Consider the following 22893-nt stretch of genomic DNA (forward strand, 5'->3'; position numbering starts at 1 on the left):
AGCCAGGATCAAACTCTCCAAATTGGTATTTAGAAAGAGCGATTGCTCATTTTGAAACATCTGACGAGAATTTACATTCTCATTTTGGATCTCACCGAAGTGATTTCCAGGTACTCACTCGTTGTTCAGTTTTCAAAGATCAAGCTCGTTGTCAGCGACGATTACTTCGTCACCAGCAACTCTTATAATATATCACATCCAGCCAATCAATGCAAGCTCTTTTTTTCAACTTCTTTTCGAGCAAACCGTTGATGTTTCGCGGCCAGAAATAGAATATATCATGGATAGAGATTGATTGCAAGCATTATTTTGAAACCATTATATCTGAGTATTCAACCCCTATGCCAAGAGAACCGCCTGAGCAGCTCCCTTGGTTATTAGGGTCTGGTATCAGAGAAATGCTCAGTCTTTATTACGCATATGAGGGAACAGCAGCACATCACGGATAGACGCTGAATTGGTCAGCAGCATAATCAGACGGTCTACTCCGATTCCAAGGCCCCCTGTTGGCGGCATACCGTACTCCAGGGCACGGATGAAATCATCATCCATCTCATGGGCTTCATCATTGCCTTGCTCTTTCTCGTGAATCTGTGCTTCGAAGCGCTGACGCTGGTCGATCGGGTCATTCAGCTCGCTGAACGCATTGGCATGCTCGCGGGCTACAATGAACAGCTCGAACCGGTCGGTGAAGCGCGGATCCTCTTCATTCTTTTTGGCAAGCGGAGAGATCTCTACAGGATGTCCCATTACGAATGTCGGCTGAATCAGCGTCTCTTCCACAAACTGCTCGAAGAACGCATTCAGGATATGTCCAAAGGTCATATGCTTCTCCACCGGTACCCGGTGTTCCTTCGCCAGTGCCTGTGCTTCTTCGTTCGTCATCTGAACACCAAAGTCTACTCCGGTTACTTCCTTAACGGCATCCACCATAGTAACACGGCGCCAGCCCGGAGACAGATCTACTTCCTGCCCTTGATAATTAATCACCTGGGAGCCCAGTACCTCACTGGCAATATGAGCGATCATGCTCTCTGTCAGATGCATAATATCCTTGTAATCCGCATACGCTTCATACAGCTCGATCATCGTGAATTCCGGATTATGGCGTGTCGAGATGCCTTCATTACGGTATACACGGCCAATCTCATAGACCTTCTCCAGACCGCCAACGATTAGGCGCTTCAGATGCAATTCGATAGCAATCCGCATATACAGCTGCATGTCCAGAGTGTTGTGATGGGTGATGAACGGACGGGCCGCAGCTCCGCCTGCGATGGCATGCAGGGTTGGAGTCTCCACCTCTAAATAGCCCAGCGAGTCCAGATAACGGCGCATCGACTGGATAATCCGTGAACGCGTGATGAAGGTCTGCTGCACCTCAGGGTTAATGATCAGGTCCACATAACGCTGACGGTAGCGGAGTTCTACATCCTTCAGGCCATGGTACTTCTCGGGAAGAGGAAGCAGGGACTTGGAAAGCACCTCGAGGTTATCCACTTTAATGGAGGTTTCGCCGGTCTTTGTCTTGAACAGGGTGCCCCGGATACCAACGATATCGCCAAGATCAAGGATCGTGAAGGCTGCATACTGCGCCTCAGGGATGCTGTCCTGTCGCACATAGATCTGGATTTTGCCGCTAAGGTCCTGAATATGAGAAAAGCTTGCCTTACCCATGACCCGTTTCGCCATAATGCGCCCGGCCACACTGACCTCCAGCGCCAGCTCGTCCAGCTCTTCCTTGGTCTGCCCGTCGTATTTGGCCAGAAGATCACCCGCCGCAGCGGTACGCTCATATTTCTTGCCAAACGGATCGATCCCGAGTGCACGGAGCTCGTCCAGCTTGCCCCGGCGGATCTGCAGCAATTCACTTAATTCCTTCTCTGTAGTTTCCACGTTGTTGACTTCTTCCTTCATGTTTCTTCATCCTCTCTTACTCACGGTATACAAAAGAAGAAACGGCTCCGCCCTAAACCCGAGGACAGTCCGTTCCGGTACAAAATATAAGCTGTATGTGTTCACCCATATTTTACGGCTGGTATTCATATCTTTTGAAAAAAGCTTCCCTAAGGAAGCTTTCGGAACCATTTTACTTCATTTTGATATCAAGAATTTTATATTGAATGACGCCTGCCGGGACACTAACATCCACAATCGTACCAATCTTCTTGCCGATGATCGCTCTGCCTACAGGGCTCTCATTGGAGATTTTATTATTGAGCGGATCGGATTCTGCAGTACCCACGATAGTGTACTCCATGACGTCGCCATACTCCATATCTTCAACGTTCACAGTAACTCCGATACTTACCACATCTGTCACGATCTCATCACTATTAATGATACGCGCATTGCGGAGCATCTTCTCCAAAGTAAGAACCCGTCCCTCTATGAAGGCCTGTTCATTCTTCGCGTCTTCATATTCCGAGTTTTCGCTGATATCTCCGTAGCCGATGGCCACTTTGATACGTTCCGCTACCTCGCGGCGCTTCACGGATTTGAGGAACTCCAGTTCTTCTTCCAGACGCTTAAGTCCGTCCGGTGTAAGGATGACTTCTTTATCGCTCATCTCAACCGATTCTCCTGTCGTATACATTTATTGAAAACACCATACTATATGCGAATCCGGAGGGATCAGAACCCTCCTTCACCATTGCTCCTGCTGTAACGGCGATTTTATACTGTGAAATTATATTGGAACCGCTACAAAATGTCAATGACGCCCTGTATAATGTTTAGCGATACTCAATAAAGCACACAGGAAAGGGGCTTAGTCCCAGGAATTCGTGAGGCTCATACGGCGAAAAGCGCGCCATCTGCGCTCTCCTGCTCCTCGTCCTGCTTAAGCTGACCGACAAAATCATTCAAAATCCGCACCATCTCGTCACGTTTCGTTTCTTCCATAATAACATCCTTCACGCGGGCCGCCGCCTTAAAACCCTTCAAATACCAGGCCAGATGCTTACGCATCTCGCGGACAGCCACCGCTTCACCCTTAAGAGCAATCAGGCGGTCCATATGAAGAATAGCTACCTTAATCTTCTCTTCGGCGCCAGGCTCCGGCATGAGCACACCAGTGTCCAAATAATGAATCGTCCGGTACAGCATCCACGGATTGCCCAGCGCACCCCGCCCGATCATTACACCGTCGCACCCGGTCTGGTCCAGCATCGCCCGCGCATCCTCCGGTGTATTCACATCGCCATTGCCGATTACCGGGATGGATACTGCCTCTTTAGCCATACGGATATAATTCCAGTCTGCGCGCCCGGTGTAGAGCTGCTCGCGGGTCCGCCCGTGTACGCTGACCGCCGCTCCGCCGGCCCGTTCCACCGCACGCGCATTCTCTTCAACGAAGATATGCTCGCTGTCCCAGCCGATCCGCATCTTCACGGTGACCGGTTTGTCCACGGCATCCACTACAGCGGATACCATCTCGTAGATTTTGTCCGGATTCAGCAGCCAGCGCGCTCCGGCATCACATTTGGTTACCTTCGGCACCGGGCAGCCCATATTAATGTCGATGATATCGGCATTCGTTTCTTTATCGACAATTCTCGCCGCATCCACAAGTGACACCCGGTCCCCGCCAAAAATCTGCAGACTCAGCGGTTTCTCACGCTCATCGACAAACAGCATCTCACGCGTACGCTGATTGCCATGCACAATTGCTTTGCCGCTGACCATCTCTGCACAGACCAGGCCGGTGCCGAATTCCTTGGCAATCAGACGAAACGCCGGGTTACATACGCCAGCCATAGGCGCCAGCACGACCTGATTTTTCAATTCAATATCACCGATCTTCAGCATGGCCCAATCACTTCCCTACCTTAATTTGTAACGTTCAGCCCTGTCTTATAATGCCGGATGGGCCAATTCCTCTACTGTAACTTCCAGAAAATCCGCAATTTTATTTAAAATTTGATCTTCCAAACGTCTGTTGCCCCGCTCTACTGCGCCAAGCACAGCAAGTGATATTCCGACAGAATCCGCCAGTTCCTGCTGCGTGTAGCCCTTCAGCTTCCGGAACGCTCTGACCCGTCTTCCCATACGTTTGTTGTCCACAAGCGAATTCCTGCCTTTCCATCTATGTCTTGCAGCGCTGTTGTGATTAATCTGCGGAATCCGGAAGACTCTTCGTTCTGCGATAAGATATCACTTAGCGGCAGAAGGACAAACGCCCGCTCCAGCATCCTCGGATGAGGCAGCGTCAAATCCGGCGTATCCAGGGTCAACCCCTCTACCCACAACAAATCCAAATCTACCGTTCTCGGTCCATACTGTACATCCCGGACCCGTCCTAACTGGTTCTCCGTGTCCAGCATCACATGAAGCAGATCCTCCGGTGCCAGTGTGGTGCGCAGAACAGCCGCCATGTTAAGAAACTGAGGCTGATCCAGATATCCGACGGGCTCCGTCTCGTATACCCGGGAGGTGCGTACCACTTCAATCTCTTCGTGATACTCCAGCCGTCGCAGGGCTTCTCTCAAGGTACCTTGACGGTCACCCAGGTTAGCCCCTAAAGCAATATAAGCCTCTGATGCCTCAGAGGTGGAATGTATGTTCATCAGTCTGTCTCACTTTCTCGTCCGGCGCAGTTCTACAGTGACTCCCTGGAAATGAATATCAAAAGGAGGATGCGGCTTGGTCACCTGGACCGTTACTGCATTGATAACAGTATAAGTGTCCAGTAACCCGGATGCAATATGTTCAGCCAAAGCTTCTATCAGCTTGAAGGACTGGGTTTCGACTATTTTTCGGACTACAACATGAACTTCAGCATAATTCACGGTCTGCTCCAGATCATCACTGAGCCCCGCTCCCTGCAAATCAAGCTCCAGCTCGAGGTCGATATAATAACGCTGGCCAAGCTTCCGTTCCTCTTCAAACACTCCGTGGTAACCGTAGTACTCCATGCGGTGCAGCTTCATTTTATCCATATAAGGTACCTGCCTTCTCTTGAAGAATATAATCTATACGCAGAGCACAGGTGATCCTGCATATAACATGGCGTCACACATCTCTACGGTACGTTTCATCGCCGCGATATCATGAACCCGCACAAGCTGACAGCCCTGGGCAATCCCGAAGGCTATAGTAGCCGCGGTCCCCTCCAGGACATCATCTGCGGGCAGCCCGAGGGCGGTGCGGATGAATTTTTTGCGCGAAGTGGCCAGCAGCACCGGATATCCCAGCTTCGTCAGTGCGCTTAGTCCCGTCATGACCTGAAGATTCTCTGTATAGTCCTTGGCAAACCCGATTCCCGGGTCCAAAATAATATTCTCCGGCTTCACTCCAGCTGCCAGCGCCAGGTTAATGCTCGCGCTCAGGTCATCCGTCATATCGCTGATCAAATCGTTATAATCTCGGTCATGGCGGTTATGCATCAGAATGATTGGACAGTCTGCCTGCGCAGCAACCGCCGCCATCTGCGGATCGGCCTTGGCTCCCCATACATCGTTGATGATATGTGCACCAGCCTGAATCGCCTGGCGGGCAACTTCCGCCTTGTAGGTATCTATAGAGAGGGGGAGATGCGGGGCGGCACGATGGATGCGCTCAATGACAGGAAGTACACGGGCCAATTCCTCCTCAGCACTCACCGGCTGGTGACCCGGACGCGTAGATTCTCCGCCTATATCGATAATATCGGCCCCCTCTGCCGCCATTTGCAGCGCATGCTCTACGGCTCTATCCCGCTCCGTCCACAGGCCCCCATCCGAAAAGGAGTCCGGCGTCACATTGAGTATCCCCATAATCAGCGTGCGCTTGCCCAATTTCAGCTCGCTGCTTCCGCAGCGGTAAGTCCGCTCATAGATGATCGGCTTCATATCAGCATTTCCGTCCTTTCTCTGTACAGCCTCATAAGTGCAGCCGTCTGCTCTCCGCAGCGCCCGCTGCCTATGGCTACCTGCCGCTCTCCATTCCATAAGGTGCTCACCGGTACGATCTCCTGCACGGAATTGGTAAGGAAAATTTCATCCGCAGCCTCAAGCTGCTCCCAGCGGTAAAAGCCCTGTTCAGGCTGAAGGCTGGCCGCTGCCAGCTCAAGCACCATTTCCCGGGTAATTCCCGGAAGAATGCCGGTGGCGACATCGGGAGTATAGAGCCGCTTATTGGAGATGAAAAAAATATTGCTCACAATTCCTTCGGCAAGCTCACCCTGTGCGGTCAGCATCAGCCCCTCGGCCCCTCGCTCTGCGGAGGGATATCCAGTCAATTCACGTTTTGCCAGAATGTTGTTCATATAGTGCAGCGATTTGAGCCTTACCGGACCCTCTGGGGTATTGCGCCTGTGGTTCAGGAGCTGAAGTTCTTTGCCTCCCGTATAAAGGCCGGTTGGTGTAACCGGCAGGGCTTTGATATAGAGCAGATGATTCGGCTGCTTATAGGCTGCGGATGGCAGACCCAGAATATCCTCACCGGCGGTAACTGTGTAGCGGATATATGCCTCACTAAGCTCATTCTTGTCCATTACAAGCCGAATCCATTCCCGCAGCCCTTGTACATCCGTCTCAAAAGGAATGCCCAGCTGGCGGCAGCCCTCAGCCATTCTGCTCAGATGACGCTCCAGCAGGAAGGGCTGCCCCCTATAGGTGCGGAAGGTCTCGAACAGGCCCATGCCGTACAAAAAGCCGTGATCCAGAGCGGAGACCACGGCGTCTTTGGCGTCGACTGCTTTGTTGTTAAGTCCTATATAATTCATGCCGGTTCTCCGGCTCTCCGTTTCAGGAAATTGCGCAGCATCGTATGCCCGTGATCTGTAATGATCGACTCGGGATGGAACTGTACGCCTTCAATCGGGTATTCTTTATGCCGCAAGGCCATGATCTCGCCTTCAGCTGTCTCAGCGGTAATCTCCAGGCAATCCGGCAGACTCTCGCGTTCCACGATCAGTGAATGATAGCGTGTTGCTGTGAAAGGAGACTCCAGCCCTTCAAATACGGAGGTGCCGTTATGGTGGATCGGCGAGGTTTTGCCATGCATAAGACGTTCTGCACGGATGACATTACCGCCAAAAGCCTGTCCGATCGCCTGGTGTCCGAGACATACGCCGAATATGGGGATGATGCCTTTGAAATGCTGAAGCAGTGCAAGGCTAATCCCCGCCTCATTCGGTGTGCAGGGTCCCGGAGAGATCAGGATATGATCCGGGGCTAATGCTTCTATCTCCTCAATGCTGATCTCATCGTTGCGCGCTACCTTAACCTCTTCCCCCAGCTCACCCAGATACTGCACCAGGTTATACGTAAAGGAATCATAATTATCGATGACCAAGATCATATTGCGCTTCCTCCTTCGGCGCCGAGGGCAGCCCGCTCTTCCTGCTCGCGTTCACTGCAGAGAATGGCTTTTACTACCGCTTTGGCTTTGTTGTGGCATTCCCGGTACTCACGGTAAGGGTCCGAATCGATCACAATCCCCGCACCTGTCTGAATGTAGCCGATTCCGTCCTTCACTGCGAGCGTGCGTATGATTATATTTAATTCCATATTGCCGTTATAGTCAATCCATCCCATAGATCCCGTATATGGCCCCCGGCGGACCGGCTCCAGCTCTTCAATGATCTCCATGGTGCGCACCTTGGGCGCGCCCGTGATGGTGCCGCCGGGGAACAGGGCGGCAATAACGTCGTAGGCATCCTTACCAGGTGCCACGATGCCCTCCACCTGCGAGACGAGATGCATGACATGCGAGTATCGCTCCACGGTCAGCAGCTCCGGCACGCTGACCGTTCCGTAGGCAGCGACACGGCCGATGTCGCTGCGCTCCAGATCGACAAGCATAATATGCTCGGCGATCTCCTTCTCGCTCCCGCGCAGCTCCGCCTCCATGGCGGCGTCCTCCGCGGGAGTGTGGCCCCGCCGCCGGGTGCCGGCAATGGGGCGGGCGCTGACCTTGTCCCCGTGCAGCTTGACGAGCAGCTCCGGCGATGCGCTGGAGAGCGCGAAGCCGGGCGTGCGGAGCAGCCCCATGTACGGGGACGGGTTGAGTCTACGGAGCCATTCGTAGACGTCCTCGGGTGTGGATTTAAGCTGCGCCTGCTGGCGCAGCGAGAGGTTCACCTGGAATACATCCCCGGCACGGATGTATTCCTGGACCTTCAGCACAGCCTGCTGGAAGCGTGCGGCTGAGAAATCTGAGCTCATGCCGGGCCACTCGCCGGTGATCTCCGCCCCGCTCTCCACCCTGCGGGTAAGCCCGGCGTACCTAGCAGCGGCGGCTTCTTCCGGCTCTGCCGGGTCATAGAGAAGGATCCACTGCTCCAGCATGCGCTCCGCACGGTGCACAGCAGCCTCATACAGGCTCCTTAGCCCGTCCAGGTTGCCGGATACAGTATCCGGCACAGGGATATGCACTGCACAGTAGAGCAGCTCCTCCTGCTCGTCGTAGATCCACACTTCTTCCAGTCTCATGAACAGATAATCCGGAAATTCAGGATTGTTCTTGGCAAGTGACGGCAGCTTCTCCAGAGAACGGGCTACATCATAGCCCAGAAATCCGATACAGCCTCCGGTGAACGGCGGCAGACCGTCAAGCGGCAGGCGGGGAGACGTATATTCCCTCATCCATGCCTGGAGCACTTGCAGCGGCTGACCTTCAAGTATGGCGGATTCTGTATGCTTCGGAGCCTTGGACCCGGGAGTATAGCTCTCCGCAACAGCTCCTCGGCCTTCAATGATCGAGACAGGGCTCAGGCCCAGATAAGTGTAGCGCCCGCCCTTACCGCTCTCCAGGACAACCGAATAGGGGGAAGCCTGTTCCCAGGCCTGCTTCCAGCTGCGGGGCAAGCCCTTATTGTCTTGCCGTTTCCTCAGGATCAGGGGAAGGACGCTCCAGGCTTCATCCGCCTCTGCCCACTGCTCCCAGTCCTGCCAAGCCGTTAAGATCTCCACAACCATTCGCCCGCCTCATCGCTAGTTAGTTTATTGCCTGTCAGTATACTGTACATAGGGTTACTTTGAAAAGCCCGCAATTCTTATAAATGCTTATTATCCGAAAAAAGAGCCTGCGGTATCCCTGTGAAAGCGGATAGGGCAGGCTCTTCGTAAGAGCTGAATTCTCAGCAATTATACTTCAAAGTTATAGAGCGGAGTGCTCAGGTAACGTTCACCGTTACTTGGGATGATCACAACAATCTTCTTGCCTGCGCCCAGTTCCTTCGCAACCTTGAGTGCAGCAAATACCGCCGCACCAGAGGAAATACCGGACAGCACGCCTTCTTCCTTGGCTACGCGGCGGGCAGTTTCGAACGCTTCATCATTCTCAACATGAATAATCTCATCATAGATATCCTGGTTCAGAATTTCTGGCACGAAGTTAGCGCCGATACCCTGAATCTTGTGCGGGCCCGGTTTGCCTCCAGCCAGAATCGGTGAAGCGGCAGGTTCTACAGCATAGATCTTCACGTTCGGATACTTACTCTTCAGCACTTCACCCGCACCGCTGATCGTTCCGCCTGTGCCGACACCGGCAATGAATGCATCCAGCGGGCCGCCGACAGATTCAATAGCTTCAACGATCTCCGGTCCAGTGGTCTCGCGGTGGATCTTCACGTTAGCCTTGTTCTTGAACTGCTCGGCAAGGAAATAATCCGGATTCTCGCTCAGAATCTGCTCAGCCTTCTTAACCGCTCCGTTCATTCCTTCCGATCCCGGAGTCAATACCAGCTCAGCACCATAGGCGCGCAGCAGGTTGCGGCGTTCAAGGCTCATGGTTTCCGGCATAACAATAATGGCCTTGTAGCCTTTGGCAGCTGCCACAAGCGCCAGGCCGATCCCTGTATTACCGCTGGTCGCTTCTACAATCGTGCCACCTGGCTTCAGCAGGCCCTCTTTCTCAGCCTCTTCTACGATGCTGATGGCAATACGGTCCTTCACACTGGAGCCTGGATTCTGGTATTCCAGCTTCAGGAAGATCTCTGCCGAGCCTTCCGGAACAATCCGGTTCAGGCGGACGAGCGGTGTGCCACCGATCAAATCTGTTACACTGTTGACGACTTTAGCCATGAGTAAAAACCTCCTTGGAATGATAAATGAGAGCCTATATTACCGTAGCACCCGGTTCACAATGCCTGGGTAACTAGCAGTTGTAATTTTTATCGCGCTTCAATATTTCCGACTAAATCAGTAGGTTTTATATTTAATTTCATATTATCAATCTTGCAGGCTGTTGTCAATATATATTGCTGTATCATATTTGGCCCGTAATTCACGCTCTACCTGCTGCAAGGGCGCTGCCTGCTCCAGTCTCAGCTGCTGGCCGATCATCCGGCGCAGCTCCTCCTGATCCGGCTTCCCGGGATCAATCAGCTTCTCCAGACGGATCACCGCATAACCCCCATCGATCTGCAGCGGCCCTGCGATATCCCCGTTCTCAAGCCCTGCTGCCGTCTCAAGCAGCTCCTCGGGCCAGAACGGGTCCTTCTCCTCGACCATTCCAATACTGCCGCCATGCTGGCGGCTCTCCTCGTCGATCGAGACCTCCCGGGCCAGCTCTGCAAAATCCTCCCCCTGCTCCAGACGGTCCATCACTGTACCGGCCTCGTTATAGGTGGAGGTCTGGATGATTGAGAGCTGCATCTGCTTCCTGGGCGCGAGTCTCTCACCATTTTGCTCCAGATAATCATCAATTTCCGCTTCACTGACCGTAATCCCGGCCGTAGCTATTGCCTGGAGCGTCAGCCGGTATGCCGTCTCCTCACGCAGCTCCTGACGGGAAAGTCCAAGCTCAGACTGCATCTGCTGATAATACTGCTCCTCTGAGCTGTAACCGGAGATTCCCCGCTTCAGCTCCTGCTCAATCTCTTCATCCGTGACCGTAATCCCCAGCGCTGCGGCTTCCTTGCCCACCACGATGTGATTCAGCATGCTCAGCAGCACTTCTTCCCCGTGCTTCTTCTGAAGCGCTTCTATCCATTCCTGTTCCGTGACCGGCTGTCCTCCGGCAGCAGCGACATCCGAGGCTTCCCCTTCAGCCGTCTCTGCCTTCAGCAGTGCCATGGCACGCAGGCTCCAGAATAATAGCCCCCCCAGCACCAGGGTTGCAACGGCGAGTAATATAACGGCATTGCGCAGCGCGCGCTCCTGTCTTGTCACCATCTCATAACCCTAAGACTTCGCTTGATCGAGGATTACCTGCAGTTCATCCTTGTTAAATACATAGCGCTCGTTACAATAATGGCAGACGACTTCTGCCGTATCATCTTCTTCGATTAACCGTTCCAGCTCGTGCTCACCCAGACTGACCAGTGTCTGTTCAATCCGCTCCCGTGAGCACTGACATACAAACCGGATCTCCAGCTCATCAAGAATCACAGCATCCGGCAGCAGCAGCCGCAGCATCTCTTCAGGCTCAAGCCCCTGATCCAGCACGGATGTTACCGAAGGCATGGCTCCAACCGCCTGTTCAACCTCAGTAATCTGCTCATCGGTCAGGCCGGGTAGCAGCTGGATAATAAAGCCTCCGGCTACTCTGACCGAATTATCGGTCTCCACCAGCACTCCCAGTCCCACAGCAGCAGGAGTCTGTTCCGAGAGGGCAAAATAATAAGTGAAATCCTCGCCCAGCTCTCCTGAAACGATAGGCACACTGCCGCGGTACGGCTCCTTCATCCCCAGATCCTTGCTGACATCAATGAAGCCTTCCGTGCCTACCGCCCCGGCGACATCCAACTTACCCATGCTGTTGCTGGGCAGATGAACATGCGGATTGTGCACATAGCCGCGCACTTCTCCCAAGGCATTGGATTCCGCCGTAATCTGCCCGATCGGGCCATTTCCTTTGACCATAATCGCCAGCTTCTCTTGTCCCTTGAGCATGGCCCCCATTATAGCTGCTGCGGTAACCGTACGGCCAAGCGCTGCTGTAGCCGTCGGATACGTATCATGTCTGCGCCGCAATTCATCGACAAGCTCTGTGGTACGGACAGCGAATGCTCGGACTCTTCCGTTCATAGCTGTCCCCCGGACCAGCCGGTCCTTCTTATTATCCATTGGGTGCATACTCCTCCTATCTATCTGTTCTGTATGGGGTCATCCTTATGATTATTTGTTACGGTTGTAAATAATGCGTAACCCTTCAAGCGTCAGCATCGGATTAACCTCGTCGATACATTCTGTCTCACTGGCAATCAGTGAAGCCAACCCCCCGGTAGCAATGACCTTAAGAACGGGAGCATTCATCTCCAGCTTGATGCGTCTGACGATACCCTCTACCTGACCAGCATAGCCAAAAATGATCCCTGCCTGCATCGCATGTACGGTATTGCGCCCGATTACCTTCTTAGGCTTCTCCAGCTCGATCCGGGGCAGCTTGGATGCCCGAAGATAGAGGGCCTCCGTGGAAATGCCCAGACCCGGCACAATAGCACCGCCCAGATAGTTGGCCCCGGCATCAATGCAGTCGAAGGTGGTTGCCGTACCGAAATCAACCACGACAAGCGGGCATTTATACTGCTCAATCGCCGCAACCGCGTTCACAATGCGGTCCGCCCCCACTTCACGCGGGTTCTCATAACGCAGATTAAGCCCGGTTTTGATACCGGGTCCTACAAGCAGCGGCTCCTTGCCGATAAATTTGACACACATTTCCACGATGACCTGAACGAGCGGCGGAACCACCGAGGAGATAATGACCCCCTCAACATCCCTGAACGACAGATTCGACATGCTGAACAGATTGTGAATCATCACGCCATATTCATCGACGGTGGATTGGCGTGCAGTGCTCAGCCGGAAATGATGCAGCAGCTCGCTGCCCCGGTAGACCCCCAGCACGATGTTCGTATTGCCGATATCGACGACAAGTATCATCAGAGGGTTCCCTCCTTCTTGCCGTTCAAATCCAGGCTGATATCAAGGCTCGCGAAGGAATACGTCAGCCGTCCTACCGAAATCACATCCACACCCGACTCGGCAATGCCCCGGACCGTCTCCAGAGATACATTGCCTGAAGCCTCGATGGTGACATGCTTCGCTTTGGTTCTGATTCTGCTCACGGCTTCAGTCATCAGCTCAGGGGACATGTTATCCAGCATAATGATATCCGCTCCGGCCGCAAGCGCTTCCTCTACCTGCTCCAGACTCTCCGTCTCCACTTCAATGGTCATGGTGTGCGGAATATTGGCACGGGCACGCCCTACCGCCTGACGGATGCCGCCCGCTCCCTTGATATGATTGTCCTTAATCATTACTGCGTCATACAGGCCGTACCGGTGGTTGGCTCCCCCGCCTATGCGGACCGCATATTTCTCCAGCATCCGGTGGCCTGGCGTGGTCTTGCGGGTATCCACCAGGCGGGTCGGCAGCCCTTGAAGCTTCTCCACAAAAGAGGCTGTACGCGAGGCCACACCGGATAACCGCTGCATTAAATTAAGGGCAAGCCGTTCACCGGTCAGGATGGCATGGGTGCTGCCTTCTACCTCAGCAATCACCGTCCCCTTGGAAACGGCCTGTCCTTCCTGCACCAGCGCCGTGAATACGAGCGCTGGATCAACGACTTCAAATACCAGTTCAGCCACGGGGATTCCGCAAATAACCCCATCCTCCTTGGCATGGATGATCCCCTTGGACTCATGCCCTGCGGGTATCGTTGTCCGGGTAGTAATATCCCCTGAGCCGACATCTTCCTGCAGCCAGCCCTTAATAGTCTTAAGCAGGTCTTCATTATATCCGTTAAACATCATCACTTAATTCCTCCACTATTCCAAGTTCCCGGATCTGGAGCAGATGCTTCTGCCACTGTGCGTCACTGCGCAGCGGATAATCCTCACGATAATGCGCACCGCGGCTCTCCTCCCGTGCCAGGGCTGATTCGGTAACCAGCAGACAGCATGTAAGCATATTGGCGAACTCGTATTCTTCCCGTGTTGTCAGTTCAGCATTAAAAACCGGCAGCTGGCGCTTTAACTCATCCAGTCCTTTATTCAGCATTTCCCGGTTCCGCCGCAGTCCGGCATACCGCACCATAACCTTTTGCAGCTTCAGCCTCCGCTCTACAACAGCTTGTGTTGGAGCTTCCAGCCTTGCCTGATGATAGGCTAGCGTTACGTTATCCCGGTCAAGCGGCGGCAGCTCGCGGATTCGTTCAATAATCCGGCGGCCGAACACAATCGCTTCCGACAAGGAGTTGCTGGCCAGCCGGTTGGCTCCTTGCACCCCAGTAGAGGATACCTCACCGCAGGCAAACAGGCGGGACACCGTACTTTCTCCGCTCAGATCGGTCTTCACGCCCCCCATCATATAATGCGCAGCAGGAGCTACCGGAATCCAGTCACTTGTGATATCCAGCCCATAGCTCATGCAGGTGGCATAAATGGTCGGGAAGCGGTGTTTAACCATATCCGCCGGTTCATGCGTAATATCCAGATAGACGAAGGTAGACTTGGTTAATTCCATCTCGCTTACAATTGCACGGGCGACAATATCCCGCGGGGCCAGCTCCTGCAGCTCATGATAACGTTCCATGAACCGCTCACCGTTGATATTGCGCAGCACGGCCCCTTCTCCCCGCACAGCCTCCGAGATCAGGAAACGCGGAGCACCAGGATAGCTTAGTGCTGTCGGATGAAACTGAATGAACTCCATATCCCGGATATGGGCACCGGCACGGTAGGCAATAGCTACCCCATCTCCGGTGGCCACCTCAGGATTGGTTGTGTAACGGTAGAGCTGTCCTGCTCCGCCGGAGCACAGGATTGTTGAATCCGCCTGCAGGAATAACCGCCCGCCGTCAGGCCGCTGTACAAGCGCTCCCAGACACTCTCCGCCCTCAGTAATCAGGTCAATCACATAATGGTCATCCCAGGTCTCAATATTCTCATGCCGGGCAGCCTGTTCAGCGAGTGCGCGGACAATCTCATATCCTGTAGCATCCCCATTTGCATGTAAAATACGGCGGTGGCTATGTGCCCCCTCCTGGGTTAAAGCCAGTACACCATTCTCCTTATCGAAAATAGTGCCAAGCCGGATCAGCTCACGGACGCCTTCGGGTCCTTCATTGACCAGCACATCCACAGCTGCAGAAGAGTTCAGTCCTGCACCGGCCATCAAGGTATCCTGACGGTGATACGCCGGCGAATCGTCCTCGGAAATGACGGCCGCAATTCCGCCCTGGGCATACCGTGTATTGCTCTCCATTACGGTCTTCTTCGTAATCATAATAACCTTCCGGTCTTCGCTGGCCTTGATCGCTGTGAATAACCCGGCAATGCCTGAACCAATGACAAGGCAGTCTGTCTTAACTACAGGAAGTCCCTGAAGATCAAAATCAACCAAATATTGTGGAATCATGACCGCTTTTCACCTGTTTCAACGAAAGAGTAGCGCATGCTACCGGACTTGTAGCATGCGCTCTAAGGATGTTCTGGCTTTGTCGGCGACTGCAGGCGGTACATAGATCTGCGGCTTCATCGTCTCCAGGCATTTGACCAGCTTCTTCAAATTATTAACCTTCATATTAGGACACACCAGGAATTTGGTGGCAAAATGAAACTCCTTATCCGGGCTGTCCAGCCGCAGCTGATACCCGGTTCCATCCTCAGTACCCACAATAAACTGCCGGCGGTCCGATTTCCGGCAATATTCCAGAATGGAGGTAGTGCTGCCTACATAATCCCCCATCGCCACGACTTCCGGGCGGCATTCGGGATGTACCACAAATTCGGCTTCCGGGTATTTGGCTCTCATCTCCATTACATCCTTGACGGTAAGCATGTCATGAGTATTGCAATAGCCTTCCCAGATAATCAGCTTCTTGCCGGTCTGATCCTGGACATATTGACCCAGATTCTTATCGGGTACCCAGATGATTTCTTCGGCATCAAGCGATTCGATCACCTTCACCGCATTCGCCGAGGTGCAGCATATATCCGTCTCCGCCTTGATTTCTGCCGAAGAATTGATATAGGTTACTACCTTCGCATTCGGATGCTGAGCCTTCAGCTTGCGCAGCCCATCCACATTGACCATGTCAGCCATCGGGCAACCGGCACGTTCATCGGGAATCAGAACCGTCTTGTTCGGCGCCAGAATCTTGGCGCTTTCTCCCATGAAATGAACGCCACAGAACACGATTACATCTGCCTCTGTCTCCGCTGCCTTTTGGGCCAGCAAAAAAGAGTCTCCCCGGAAATCCGCGACTTCCTGAATTTCATCACGCTGATAATAATGAGCCAGAATAATAGCGTTCCGTTCCTTCTTGAGCTGTTCGAGGCGCACACGAAGTTCACGATTCTGTTCCTGCTTGCGCTCAAGCGCCAGAGCTTCCACGGTCAGTCTCCCCCTTATGTCTTCATGGCTTGCCGCCAGTACATTTCTTATAAATGATAAATTTAATATTTATTCACTAATGTACACAACGTTCCACCCCCTGTCAATCCAAGCGGGCGCTCTGTTTCAGAGTGAAACCGGAGGACAAGTTAACGTGTGAAACCTCTATGTGCTTATATATAAAAGAAAAGCCCGGAGAACCAGTGGTTCTCCGGACTAGATTACAACGTTTGCTGCTGTAAGGGTTATACCAGACTTCCGCCGCCCTTATTCCCGTCATCCGGTCCGTTTCCCTCTTCAGGGTCCGGCTTGTTCGGAATATCCTTGGACAGGTCTAATGGGGATTCATCGTCATTCTTACCTTGAATCCGGACACGCACATCACCGATGGAATCGATAATCGGCTCGCCCGCTTCATTGGTAATGGCGTCGCCTTCTTCTGGCTTGCCATCCTCACTCAGGAAACCTTGCTCAATCAATTGTGAGATCTGATCAAGTTCCAGCGTTTCCTTCTCAAGTAGGGTGTTGGCAATCAGGTGCATTTCTTTGGAATGCTTGGTCAGCAGCTCTCTGCAGCGCTCATAGCTGCTGCGGATAAGGTTCTGCATCTCCTGATCAATCTCATAAGCAATGGAGTCGCTGTAATTCTGTTCATGCCCGATATCTCGGCCAAGGAAGACTTGGCCTTGGGTTGCGCCGAACTGCAAGGGCCCAAGCTTATCACTCATGCCATATTCCATAATCATCGCACGCACAATGCGCGTAGCCTGCTGGAAGTCACTATAAGCGCCTGTGCCGATTTCACCAATGAATAATTCTTCTGCAACACGTCCTCCAAGCAATCCGGTAACCTTATCCAAGAGTTCCTGCTTGGTAACGATCATCCGGTCTTCCTTAGGAAGCATAATGACATATCCGCCGGCACGGCCACGCGGGATAATGGTAACCTTGTGAACCACATCAGCATGCTCCAGGAAGTAGCCGGCAATGGTATGGCCTGCTTCGTGATATGCGACAATTCGTTTCTCGCGGTCACTGATGACGCGGCTGCGCTTCTCGGTACCGACAATGACACGGTCAATCGCTTCATCCACTTCACGCATCGTAATGTCCTTGCGGTTACGGCGTGCAGCAAGCAATGCCGCTTCGTTCAGCAGGTTCTCCAGATCCGCACCAGTGAAGCCGGTTGTACGCTTGGCGATAACGTCAAGTCTTACATCTTTGGTCAGCGGTTTGTTGCGGGAGTGAACCTTCAGTACAGCTTCACGGCCCTTCACATCTGGGCGGTCAACCGTAATCTGACGGTCGAAACGGCCCGGACGGAGCAGCGCCGGGTCAAGGATGTCTGCACGGTTGGTAGCCGCGACAATGATAATGCCTTCGTTGCCGCCGAAGCCGTCCATTTCAACGAGCAATTGGTTAAGGGTCTGTTCCCGTTCGTCATGTCCGCCGCCAAGTCCAGCGCCGCGCTGACGTCCCACAGCATCGATCTCATCGATAAAGATAATACAAGGTGCGTTCTTCTTCGCGTTCTCGAACAAGTCACGTACGCGGGATGCGCCGACACCGACGAACATTTCCACGAAGTCGGAACCGGAGATGCTGAAGAACGGAACGCCTGCTTCCCCTGCAACTGCACGGGCCAGCAAGGTTTTACCTGTTCCCGGAGGACCTACAAGAAGTACCCCTTTCGGAATCCGGGCACCCACCGCTGCGAATTTGCGAGGGTCCTTGAGGAATTCAACAACCTCCACAAGCTCTTGCTTCTCTTCGTCAGCCCCTGCAACATCCTCGAAGCTGATCTTCTTCTTCTCTTCATTATATAACCGGGCCTTGCTCTTGCCGAAGTTCATCACCTTGCCGCCGCCGCCCTGTGCATTATTGAACAGGAAGAAGAACAGAATGAACATGATAACCAGTGGAATCATGGAAGAAAGGAATGTCAGCCAGATGCTGTCCCCTTGCATTTTCTTCTGGCTAAGTTCTATGCCATTTTTCTGGCTGGCATCCACAAGTTCAGTAAGGGCTTGGTCTGTAGGAGGAACATAAGTGGAGAAATTCTTCGATTTAGCTTCGGGTGGCAGCTCTCTATATTCGCCAGTAACCAGAAATGCATTCCCCTCAAACTGAACCGTCATGCTCTTCACATTATTGTTCGAGATCTCCTGCCGCAACTCGTCATATCTAGGGAGATCGGCGGATTCATTTCCATTGCTTACAAACTGGACTATGCCCACCACGACTAAAAATAAAATCAAATAAAAACCAGAATTCCGGATGAACCGATTCATCCCCTACCTCCTCTCGCAACGCTCAAGTTATTGTACCATAGCCTGACCGGACTCCTCAAATTGTCAGGAAATCCAGAAAAGTGATCCGTAGATCTAAGGCTGTCGGGTAGTTCATTTGGTATAAATCTCAGGCTTCAGTACACCGACGTAAGGGAGGTTCCGGTACAGCTCGGCATAGTCCAGTCCATAGCCTACAAGGAATGCATCAGGAATCACAAAGCCGGTATACTGGGCTTCAAGATTAACTGCGCGGCCCGAGGGCTTGTCGAACAGAGTGACTACATTGACAGAAGCGGCATTGCGCCCCTGCAGCATGTCAATCAGATAGCTGAGTGTAAGGCCACTGTCGATAATATCCTCGACAATCAGAACATCACGGCCTTCAACCGATGTGTCCAAATCCTTAATGATTTTGACTACGCCGGATGATTTGGTTGTACCGCCATAGCTGGATACCGCCATGAAGTCCATTTCAACGGGTACTGTAATCACTTTAACCAGATCCGCCATAAAAATAAACGCACCTTTGAGTACACAAATCACTAAAGGTGTGCGGTCTGCATATTCCTTGCTCAGCTGGGCGCCAAGCTCCCTGATTCTCTGTTGAATTTCTTCTTCGCTGATCAAGATTTCTTGAATATCATTCTGCAACTTGCGAACCTCCTAAGATATACTTATGAAAGACTTACTTCGGCCATTACGATTCTTCACCCTGTTCCATATCTTCGAGGCTCAGGAGCAGAACCGAGACCGTGTGCCGCCCAACTGCGGCATGCATCGAGCGCCTTACGCCCGGAATCCAGACGATATTGCCCAGCGCATCACAAACAAGGGGAATTGCAGGACGTTCGGAAGAAGGTATTTTATCATCAATGTAAATATCTTTTACCTTTTTGCTTCCGTTTAATCCCATAACCCTTATGGTATCTCCAGGCAATCGGGAACGAATGGTGAGCGGCAGGACAAGATCGCCCCCGTCAAACCAAGCCGAGTTCTTCCCGTAATCCTCCTCCTGTGCAGAAAAAACCTCTCTCGCAAGCATCTTCATCGTCATAACCTTTCCTATCTCCCTCAGCTTAATCCGGGGATGAGTCAAAGACAGCCGGTATGTATAGCTTACCTGCCGGATCAAGGGCTTGGACGAGAACACAATGGTATCATATTGCCGCACACAGACATAACCCCCACCCATATCCAGCGTCCAGACGGTAGGGTATTCCTGCAGCGTTCCCCGGCGTACTGCTTCAATCTTGGGGTAATCCATGAATGATGAATCCGCCGACAGATAATTTAATATTAGTTTAATCAAACGCCGTTGTAAAGCGGAGGGTATGGCTGCAAAGTCAGCTCTCTTCAAGGTGTATTTTCCATGCTCGGTGAAAACCAGCTCATCAAAGCATTTTGCCGCATTCGCCTCCATATATTCATCTTCCGCCGAGGCAATTTCAGCCAGCTGCAGAAGCGATTGTCTCACTCTCGGATTATGCTGCTCCAGCATAGGCAGCACCTCCAGCCTGACTGCATTGCGCTTGTACTTCGTCAGGAGATTGGTTGCATCCTCCGCATAAGCAAGACCCTCCTCCCGGCAAAAGCCGACAAGAGCCGTTTTGTTAATACGCAGGAAGGGGCGGATGAGTTCCACCTTTTTTTCAGTCCGTTTCCAGCGCATGCCTGCAAGTCCCGAAGGCCCGCTCCCCCGCAACAGCCGCATAAGCACCGTCTCGGCCTGATCGTCTGCATGATGGGCCAGCGCAACAGAGCGCGCGTGGTAACGGTGTGCGGTAGCGATCAGGAACTGGTAACGCTTCTCCCGTGCAGCCCCTTCCGGGCCGAGCCCGCTCTCCTTGATGATGGACGGAATATCGAATTCGCCCAGCTCGAAGGGGATTCGCAGGCTTGCCGCCAAGGCCCGGACCAGCTCCGCTTCCTCTGCTGATTCCGCTCTGAAGCCGTGATTGACATGGGCGCATATCAGAGACAGCGGCATACGGGTCAGGGATATGTCATGCAGAACACGCAAAAGAGCCACAGAGTCCGGCCCTCCGGAAACTGCGACTACAATGGTGTCATGGGGCGCCCACAGCTCATATTCAGCCGCGGCCTCCATTACGGATTCCACCAGTTCTTTCCTGTGCTCCATAGGGGCTTCCTTTCCTGCCATCCCTAACGCGGCCTGCTCCGGCGGTCAGCATCTTAGTAAGTATGTACAATTACAACTGTCAATTCTCAGAAACGGAAAACCCAGTATAGCGTGAACGCCAGCAGAAATAAAGACAGCCCAAACGCATTTTTGAGCCAGCGCGGGGTCGCCATCGTCTCATGACCAGTCTTCCGTCCTCTGTAAATGTGGCTTCTCCAGATCTCCGTAGCCTGCGCGGAACCGGGGAAACCGCCTTTGAGCGCGAGGCACAGCCAGGAAGACAGCTTCTTATCCGGCAGCTCTCTGGCCAGCTTCAGCAGTTCCTCTACGCTCCTTGTCTGCGGCAGCTGCTGGGCGGCGGACTTCAACCCTTCTTCATTAAGCAGCCGCAGACACAGGACGGCAAAAGCAAACAAATCATAGTTCTCGTCGCCCGTCCGGCTGCCGGCATTCCAGAATCCACGGTCATGCCATTCGGTGAACTGCTTCACGCTGCGGCCGATGGGGCTTGCCCCTCCGTAATCAATCAGCTCGGCTTCCCCGTAGCTGGATACCATGACATTCTCCGGCTTCAGATCCCCGAACACGAAGCCGCACTCATGCAGCGTCTGCAGCTTCTCCAGAATTGTCATTCCGACCAGGCCCAGCCAGGAAGCACCGTTCCTGGACAGGAAATGGTGCAGCGGCCTTCCTTCCACATAACGCATTACATAAAAGGGCGTATGATCCCGGTCCTTGAAATCATCGGATTCCAGCAGGTAAGAGGACAACGGCGATTCCTTGCGGGCCCGGTGCTCGCTGCGCTTGCGGCAGGACTGCAGGGAGGTCAGCACGTTAATCTCAGACTGCAGCTCCAGCGTATCGTATCCGATCTTAAGCGCATACCGCTCCCGCCGGCCTTCCCGCTGCACCAGATATACGGTTCCGTTTGCCCCTTTCCCCAGCACACGTTCGACAACATAACGGTTCCCCCGCCATTTGCCGTTGATCACTGTGCCTGCCGGATAGGATGGATTAGACGACATACCCACCAATCATCCCTTCTCTTGCCCCGTCATCTTCCCCTGGAAGATAATCATGATGTTCCTCCAGTTTATCATAACGATAATATTCCAGCACCTTGAAAATAGCCGGTCCCGTCGGCGTAGCCCCCCGCATCTTCAGTCTGGAAAAGAGGGAGCGGACCTCGGATACATTCCGCGTCCAGTCTATATCCAGCATGGCATCCTCACTGCTGGAGCGCCCGGGGAAATGGAACACGGCAATCTCGCTGCTCCCTTCCCGGGCTTCCAGACTGAGCGCCAGATCACGGATGGCGTCCTCCACCGCGCCAAGCTTCGGCTTCATGCTGGCGCTTGCGTCAATTAATAGCGCGATGCGCAGCGGCGAGGTCTCGGTCAGGTCATCCACCACGGTTACCACTTGTGAACGCTGCTGCGGAGGCAGCTCCGCCAGCGAGCCGTCGCCGAGGATTTTTTGCACCTCTTTATTCACTGCCTGCTGAATGGTCTGAACCACTGTCTTGCGTGTCATCATCTGAATGGTCTGGGCCAGCTGCGGGGTTCCCACGATCCGGCTGATCCCGCCCCCGGACCTTGCAATGTCGGCAATCTCCCGGCTGCCCAGCTCACCGATGGTTCCATAATCCACGACCCCTACCACGTTGACCGTGATGCCCTCCTGACGGGCATGTGCTGCCGCCAGCACCGGACTCTCCCCCACATTTGAACAACCGTCCGTGATCAGCAGAATTTGCTTCATGACCGTTCCTCCCTTCCTTGTCTAGTTACTAGCATTGCCAAGGTTGAGAGATTTCAAACGCCGCCTATAGCTGAAAAACTTTGGAATGAAATCAAGGTGAGGTAAGGGTCACTGCAAGAATTGTGGACTTCCGATCGCTGTTGTCTTCCGATTTCCTGATTTGAGACCGCGGTTTGCGGTTGAAATCGGAAGACAAAGGCGAACGCTGACGCCTCTACAGTTCAGAGTCTTACTCCAGCTCCGAATCTCCTAATCCTGCCTTAAATACAACTCTCCTCCCGTTAATCCGTCTAAATACTGAAATTGTTGCACAAAAGGCAGGAATCCCCCTCCCTAAATTAGATTAGTGTAAAAAATCTTGCAATTCATGCAACAATCGAGCTTCAGCAGCGGGTATCTTCAACACCAGGCTGCATTTCGTACAACATTT

The 22893-nt window shown here is 53.1% G+C and carries 22 protein-coding genes; all 22 read right to left on the bottom strand.

The annotated features are described in order from the left end of the window. Positions 1-402 precede the first annotated feature (402 nt). Positions 403-1917: a lysine--tRNA ligase gene (gene lysS, locus ACFSX3_RS00950; protein WP_209994395.1), complete on the bottom strand. Its 1515-nt coding sequence runs from the start codon at positions 1915-1917 to the stop codon at positions 403-405. 172 nt (positions 1918-2089) lie between these two features. After that, positions 2090-2569 (bottom strand): transcription elongation factor GreA, encoded by a 480-nt coding sequence (gene greA / locus ACFSX3_RS00955; RefSeq protein ID WP_209994394.1) that lies wholly within the window; start codon positions 2567-2569, stop codon positions 2090-2092. Between the two features lie 224 nt (positions 2570-2793). Continuing rightward, the gene (gene dusB, locus ACFSX3_RS00960; protein ID WP_209994393.1) at positions 2794-3810 is read right to left on the bottom strand and encodes a tRNA dihydrouridine synthase DusB; all 1017 of its coding nucleotides are present in this window, start codon (positions 3808-3810) and stop codon (positions 2794-2796) included. A 45-nt stretch (positions 3811-3855) separates the two neighbouring features. Continuing rightward, entirely contained in the window at positions 3856-4065 is a 210-nt protein-coding gene (locus ACFSX3_RS00965; protein ID WP_209994392.1) for a helix-turn-helix transcriptional regulator, read from the bottom strand. Continuing rightward, positions 4017-4568: a 2-amino-4-hydroxy-6-hydroxymethyldihydropteridine diphosphokinase gene (folK, locus tag ACFSX3_RS00970; protein ID WP_209994391.1), complete on the bottom strand. Its 552-nt coding sequence runs from the start codon at positions 4566-4568 to the stop codon at positions 4017-4019. Before folK ends, ACFSX3_RS00965 begins: the two co-directional genes overlap by 49 nt. A 9-nt stretch (positions 4569-4577) precedes the next feature. Further along, positions 4578-4940 (bottom strand): dihydroneopterin aldolase, encoded by a 363-nt coding sequence (gene folB, locus ACFSX3_RS00975; protein WP_209994390.1) that lies wholly within the window; start codon positions 4938-4940, stop codon positions 4578-4580. Between the two features lie 33 nt (positions 4941-4973). After that, positions 4974-5831: a dihydropteroate synthase gene (gene folP, locus ACFSX3_RS00980; RefSeq protein ID WP_209994398.1), complete on the bottom strand. Its 858-nt coding sequence runs from the start codon at positions 5829-5831 to the stop codon at positions 4974-4976. Then, on the bottom strand, positions 5828-6706 hold the full coding sequence (locus ACFSX3_RS00985) for an aminotransferase class IV (RefSeq protein ID WP_209994389.1): 879 nt from the start codon (positions 6704-6706) through the stop codon (positions 5828-5830). Before ACFSX3_RS00985 ends, folP begins: the two co-directional genes overlap by 4 nt. Next, positions 6703-7284, bottom strand: a complete 582-nt coding sequence (gene pabA / locus ACFSX3_RS00990; protein WP_209994388.1) for an aminodeoxychorismate/anthranilate synthase component II — start codon at positions 7282-7284, stop codon at positions 6703-6705. Before pabA ends, ACFSX3_RS00985 begins: the two co-directional genes overlap by 4 nt. Beyond that, positions 7281-8903, bottom strand: coding sequence for an anthranilate synthase component I family protein (locus ACFSX3_RS00995; RefSeq protein ID WP_209994387.1), 1623 nt, complete (start codon positions 8901-8903; stop codon positions 7281-7283). Before ACFSX3_RS00995 ends, pabA begins: the two co-directional genes overlap by 4 nt. Before the next feature lie 168 nt (positions 8904-9071). Further along, the gene (cysK, locus tag ACFSX3_RS01000) at positions 9072-10010 is read right to left on the bottom strand and encodes a cysteine synthase A (protein WP_209994386.1); all 939 of its coding nucleotides are present in this window, start codon (positions 10008-10010) and stop codon (positions 9072-9074) included. A gap of 147 nt (positions 10011-10157) precedes the next feature. Next, positions 10158-11102 (bottom strand): peptidylprolyl isomerase, encoded by a 945-nt coding sequence (locus ACFSX3_RS01005; protein WP_209994385.1) that lies wholly within the window; start codon positions 11100-11102, stop codon positions 10158-10160. A 9-nt stretch (positions 11103-11111) separates the two neighbouring features. After that, the gene (gene hslO, locus ACFSX3_RS01010; protein WP_209994384.1) at positions 11112-11996 is read right to left on the bottom strand and encodes an Hsp33 family molecular chaperone HslO; all 885 of its coding nucleotides are present in this window, start codon (positions 11994-11996) and stop codon (positions 11112-11114) included. 51 nt (positions 11997-12047) lie between these two features. Beyond that, positions 12048-12815: a type III pantothenate kinase gene (locus ACFSX3_RS01015; protein WP_209994383.1), complete on the bottom strand. Its 768-nt coding sequence runs from the start codon at positions 12813-12815 to the stop codon at positions 12048-12050. Then, positions 12815-13687: a carboxylating nicotinate-nucleotide diphosphorylase gene (gene nadC, locus ACFSX3_RS01020; RefSeq protein ID WP_209994382.1), complete on the bottom strand. Its 873-nt coding sequence runs from the start codon at positions 13685-13687 to the stop codon at positions 12815-12817. Before nadC ends, ACFSX3_RS01015 begins: the two co-directional genes overlap by 1 nt. Further along, entirely contained in the window at positions 13677-15293 is a 1617-nt protein-coding gene (nadB, locus tag ACFSX3_RS01025) for an L-aspartate oxidase (RefSeq protein ID WP_209994381.1), read from the bottom strand. The genes nadC and nadB overlap by 11 nt, the downstream gene beginning before the upstream one ends. Before the next feature lie 39 nt (positions 15294-15332). Continuing rightward, complete coding sequence (gene nadA, locus ACFSX3_RS01030; protein ID WP_036723934.1) at positions 15333-16271, bottom strand: quinolinate synthase NadA; 939 nt, start codon at positions 16269-16271, stop codon at positions 15333-15335. Between the two features lie 245 nt (positions 16272-16516). Beyond that, positions 16517-18562, bottom strand: coding sequence for an ATP-dependent zinc metalloprotease FtsH (gene ftsH, locus ACFSX3_RS01035; protein ID WP_209994380.1), 2046 nt, complete (start codon positions 18560-18562; stop codon positions 16517-16519). A 111-nt stretch (positions 18563-18673) separates the two neighbouring features. After that, positions 18674-19213: a hypoxanthine phosphoribosyltransferase gene (gene hpt, locus ACFSX3_RS01040; RefSeq protein ID WP_036696450.1), complete on the bottom strand. Its 540-nt coding sequence runs from the start codon at positions 19211-19213 to the stop codon at positions 18674-18676. A gap of 46 nt (positions 19214-19259) precedes the next feature. Next, on the bottom strand, positions 19260-20702 hold the full coding sequence (tilS, locus tag ACFSX3_RS01045; protein WP_209994379.1) for a tRNA lysidine(34) synthetase TilS: 1443 nt from the start codon (positions 20700-20702) through the stop codon (positions 19260-19262). A gap of 86 nt (positions 20703-20788) precedes the next feature. After that, positions 20789-21727 carry a serine/threonine protein kinase gene (locus ACFSX3_RS01050; protein WP_379254209.1) on the bottom strand — a complete coding sequence of 313 codons (939 nt, stop codon included), beginning with the start codon at positions 21725-21727 and terminating at the stop codon, positions 20789-20791. Next, positions 21717-22463 (bottom strand): hypothetical protein, encoded by a 747-nt coding sequence (locus ACFSX3_RS01055; RefSeq protein ID WP_209994377.1) that lies wholly within the window; start codon positions 22461-22463, stop codon positions 21717-21719. Before ACFSX3_RS01055 ends, ACFSX3_RS01050 begins: the two co-directional genes overlap by 11 nt. Positions 22464-22893 lie beyond the last annotated feature (430 nt).

The sequence above is a fragment of the Paenibacillus rhizoplanae genome (genome assembly GCF_042684125.1).
Lineage (GTDB): Bacteria > Bacillota > Bacilli > Paenibacillales > Paenibacillaceae > Paenibacillus_AQ > Paenibacillus_AQ rhizoplanae.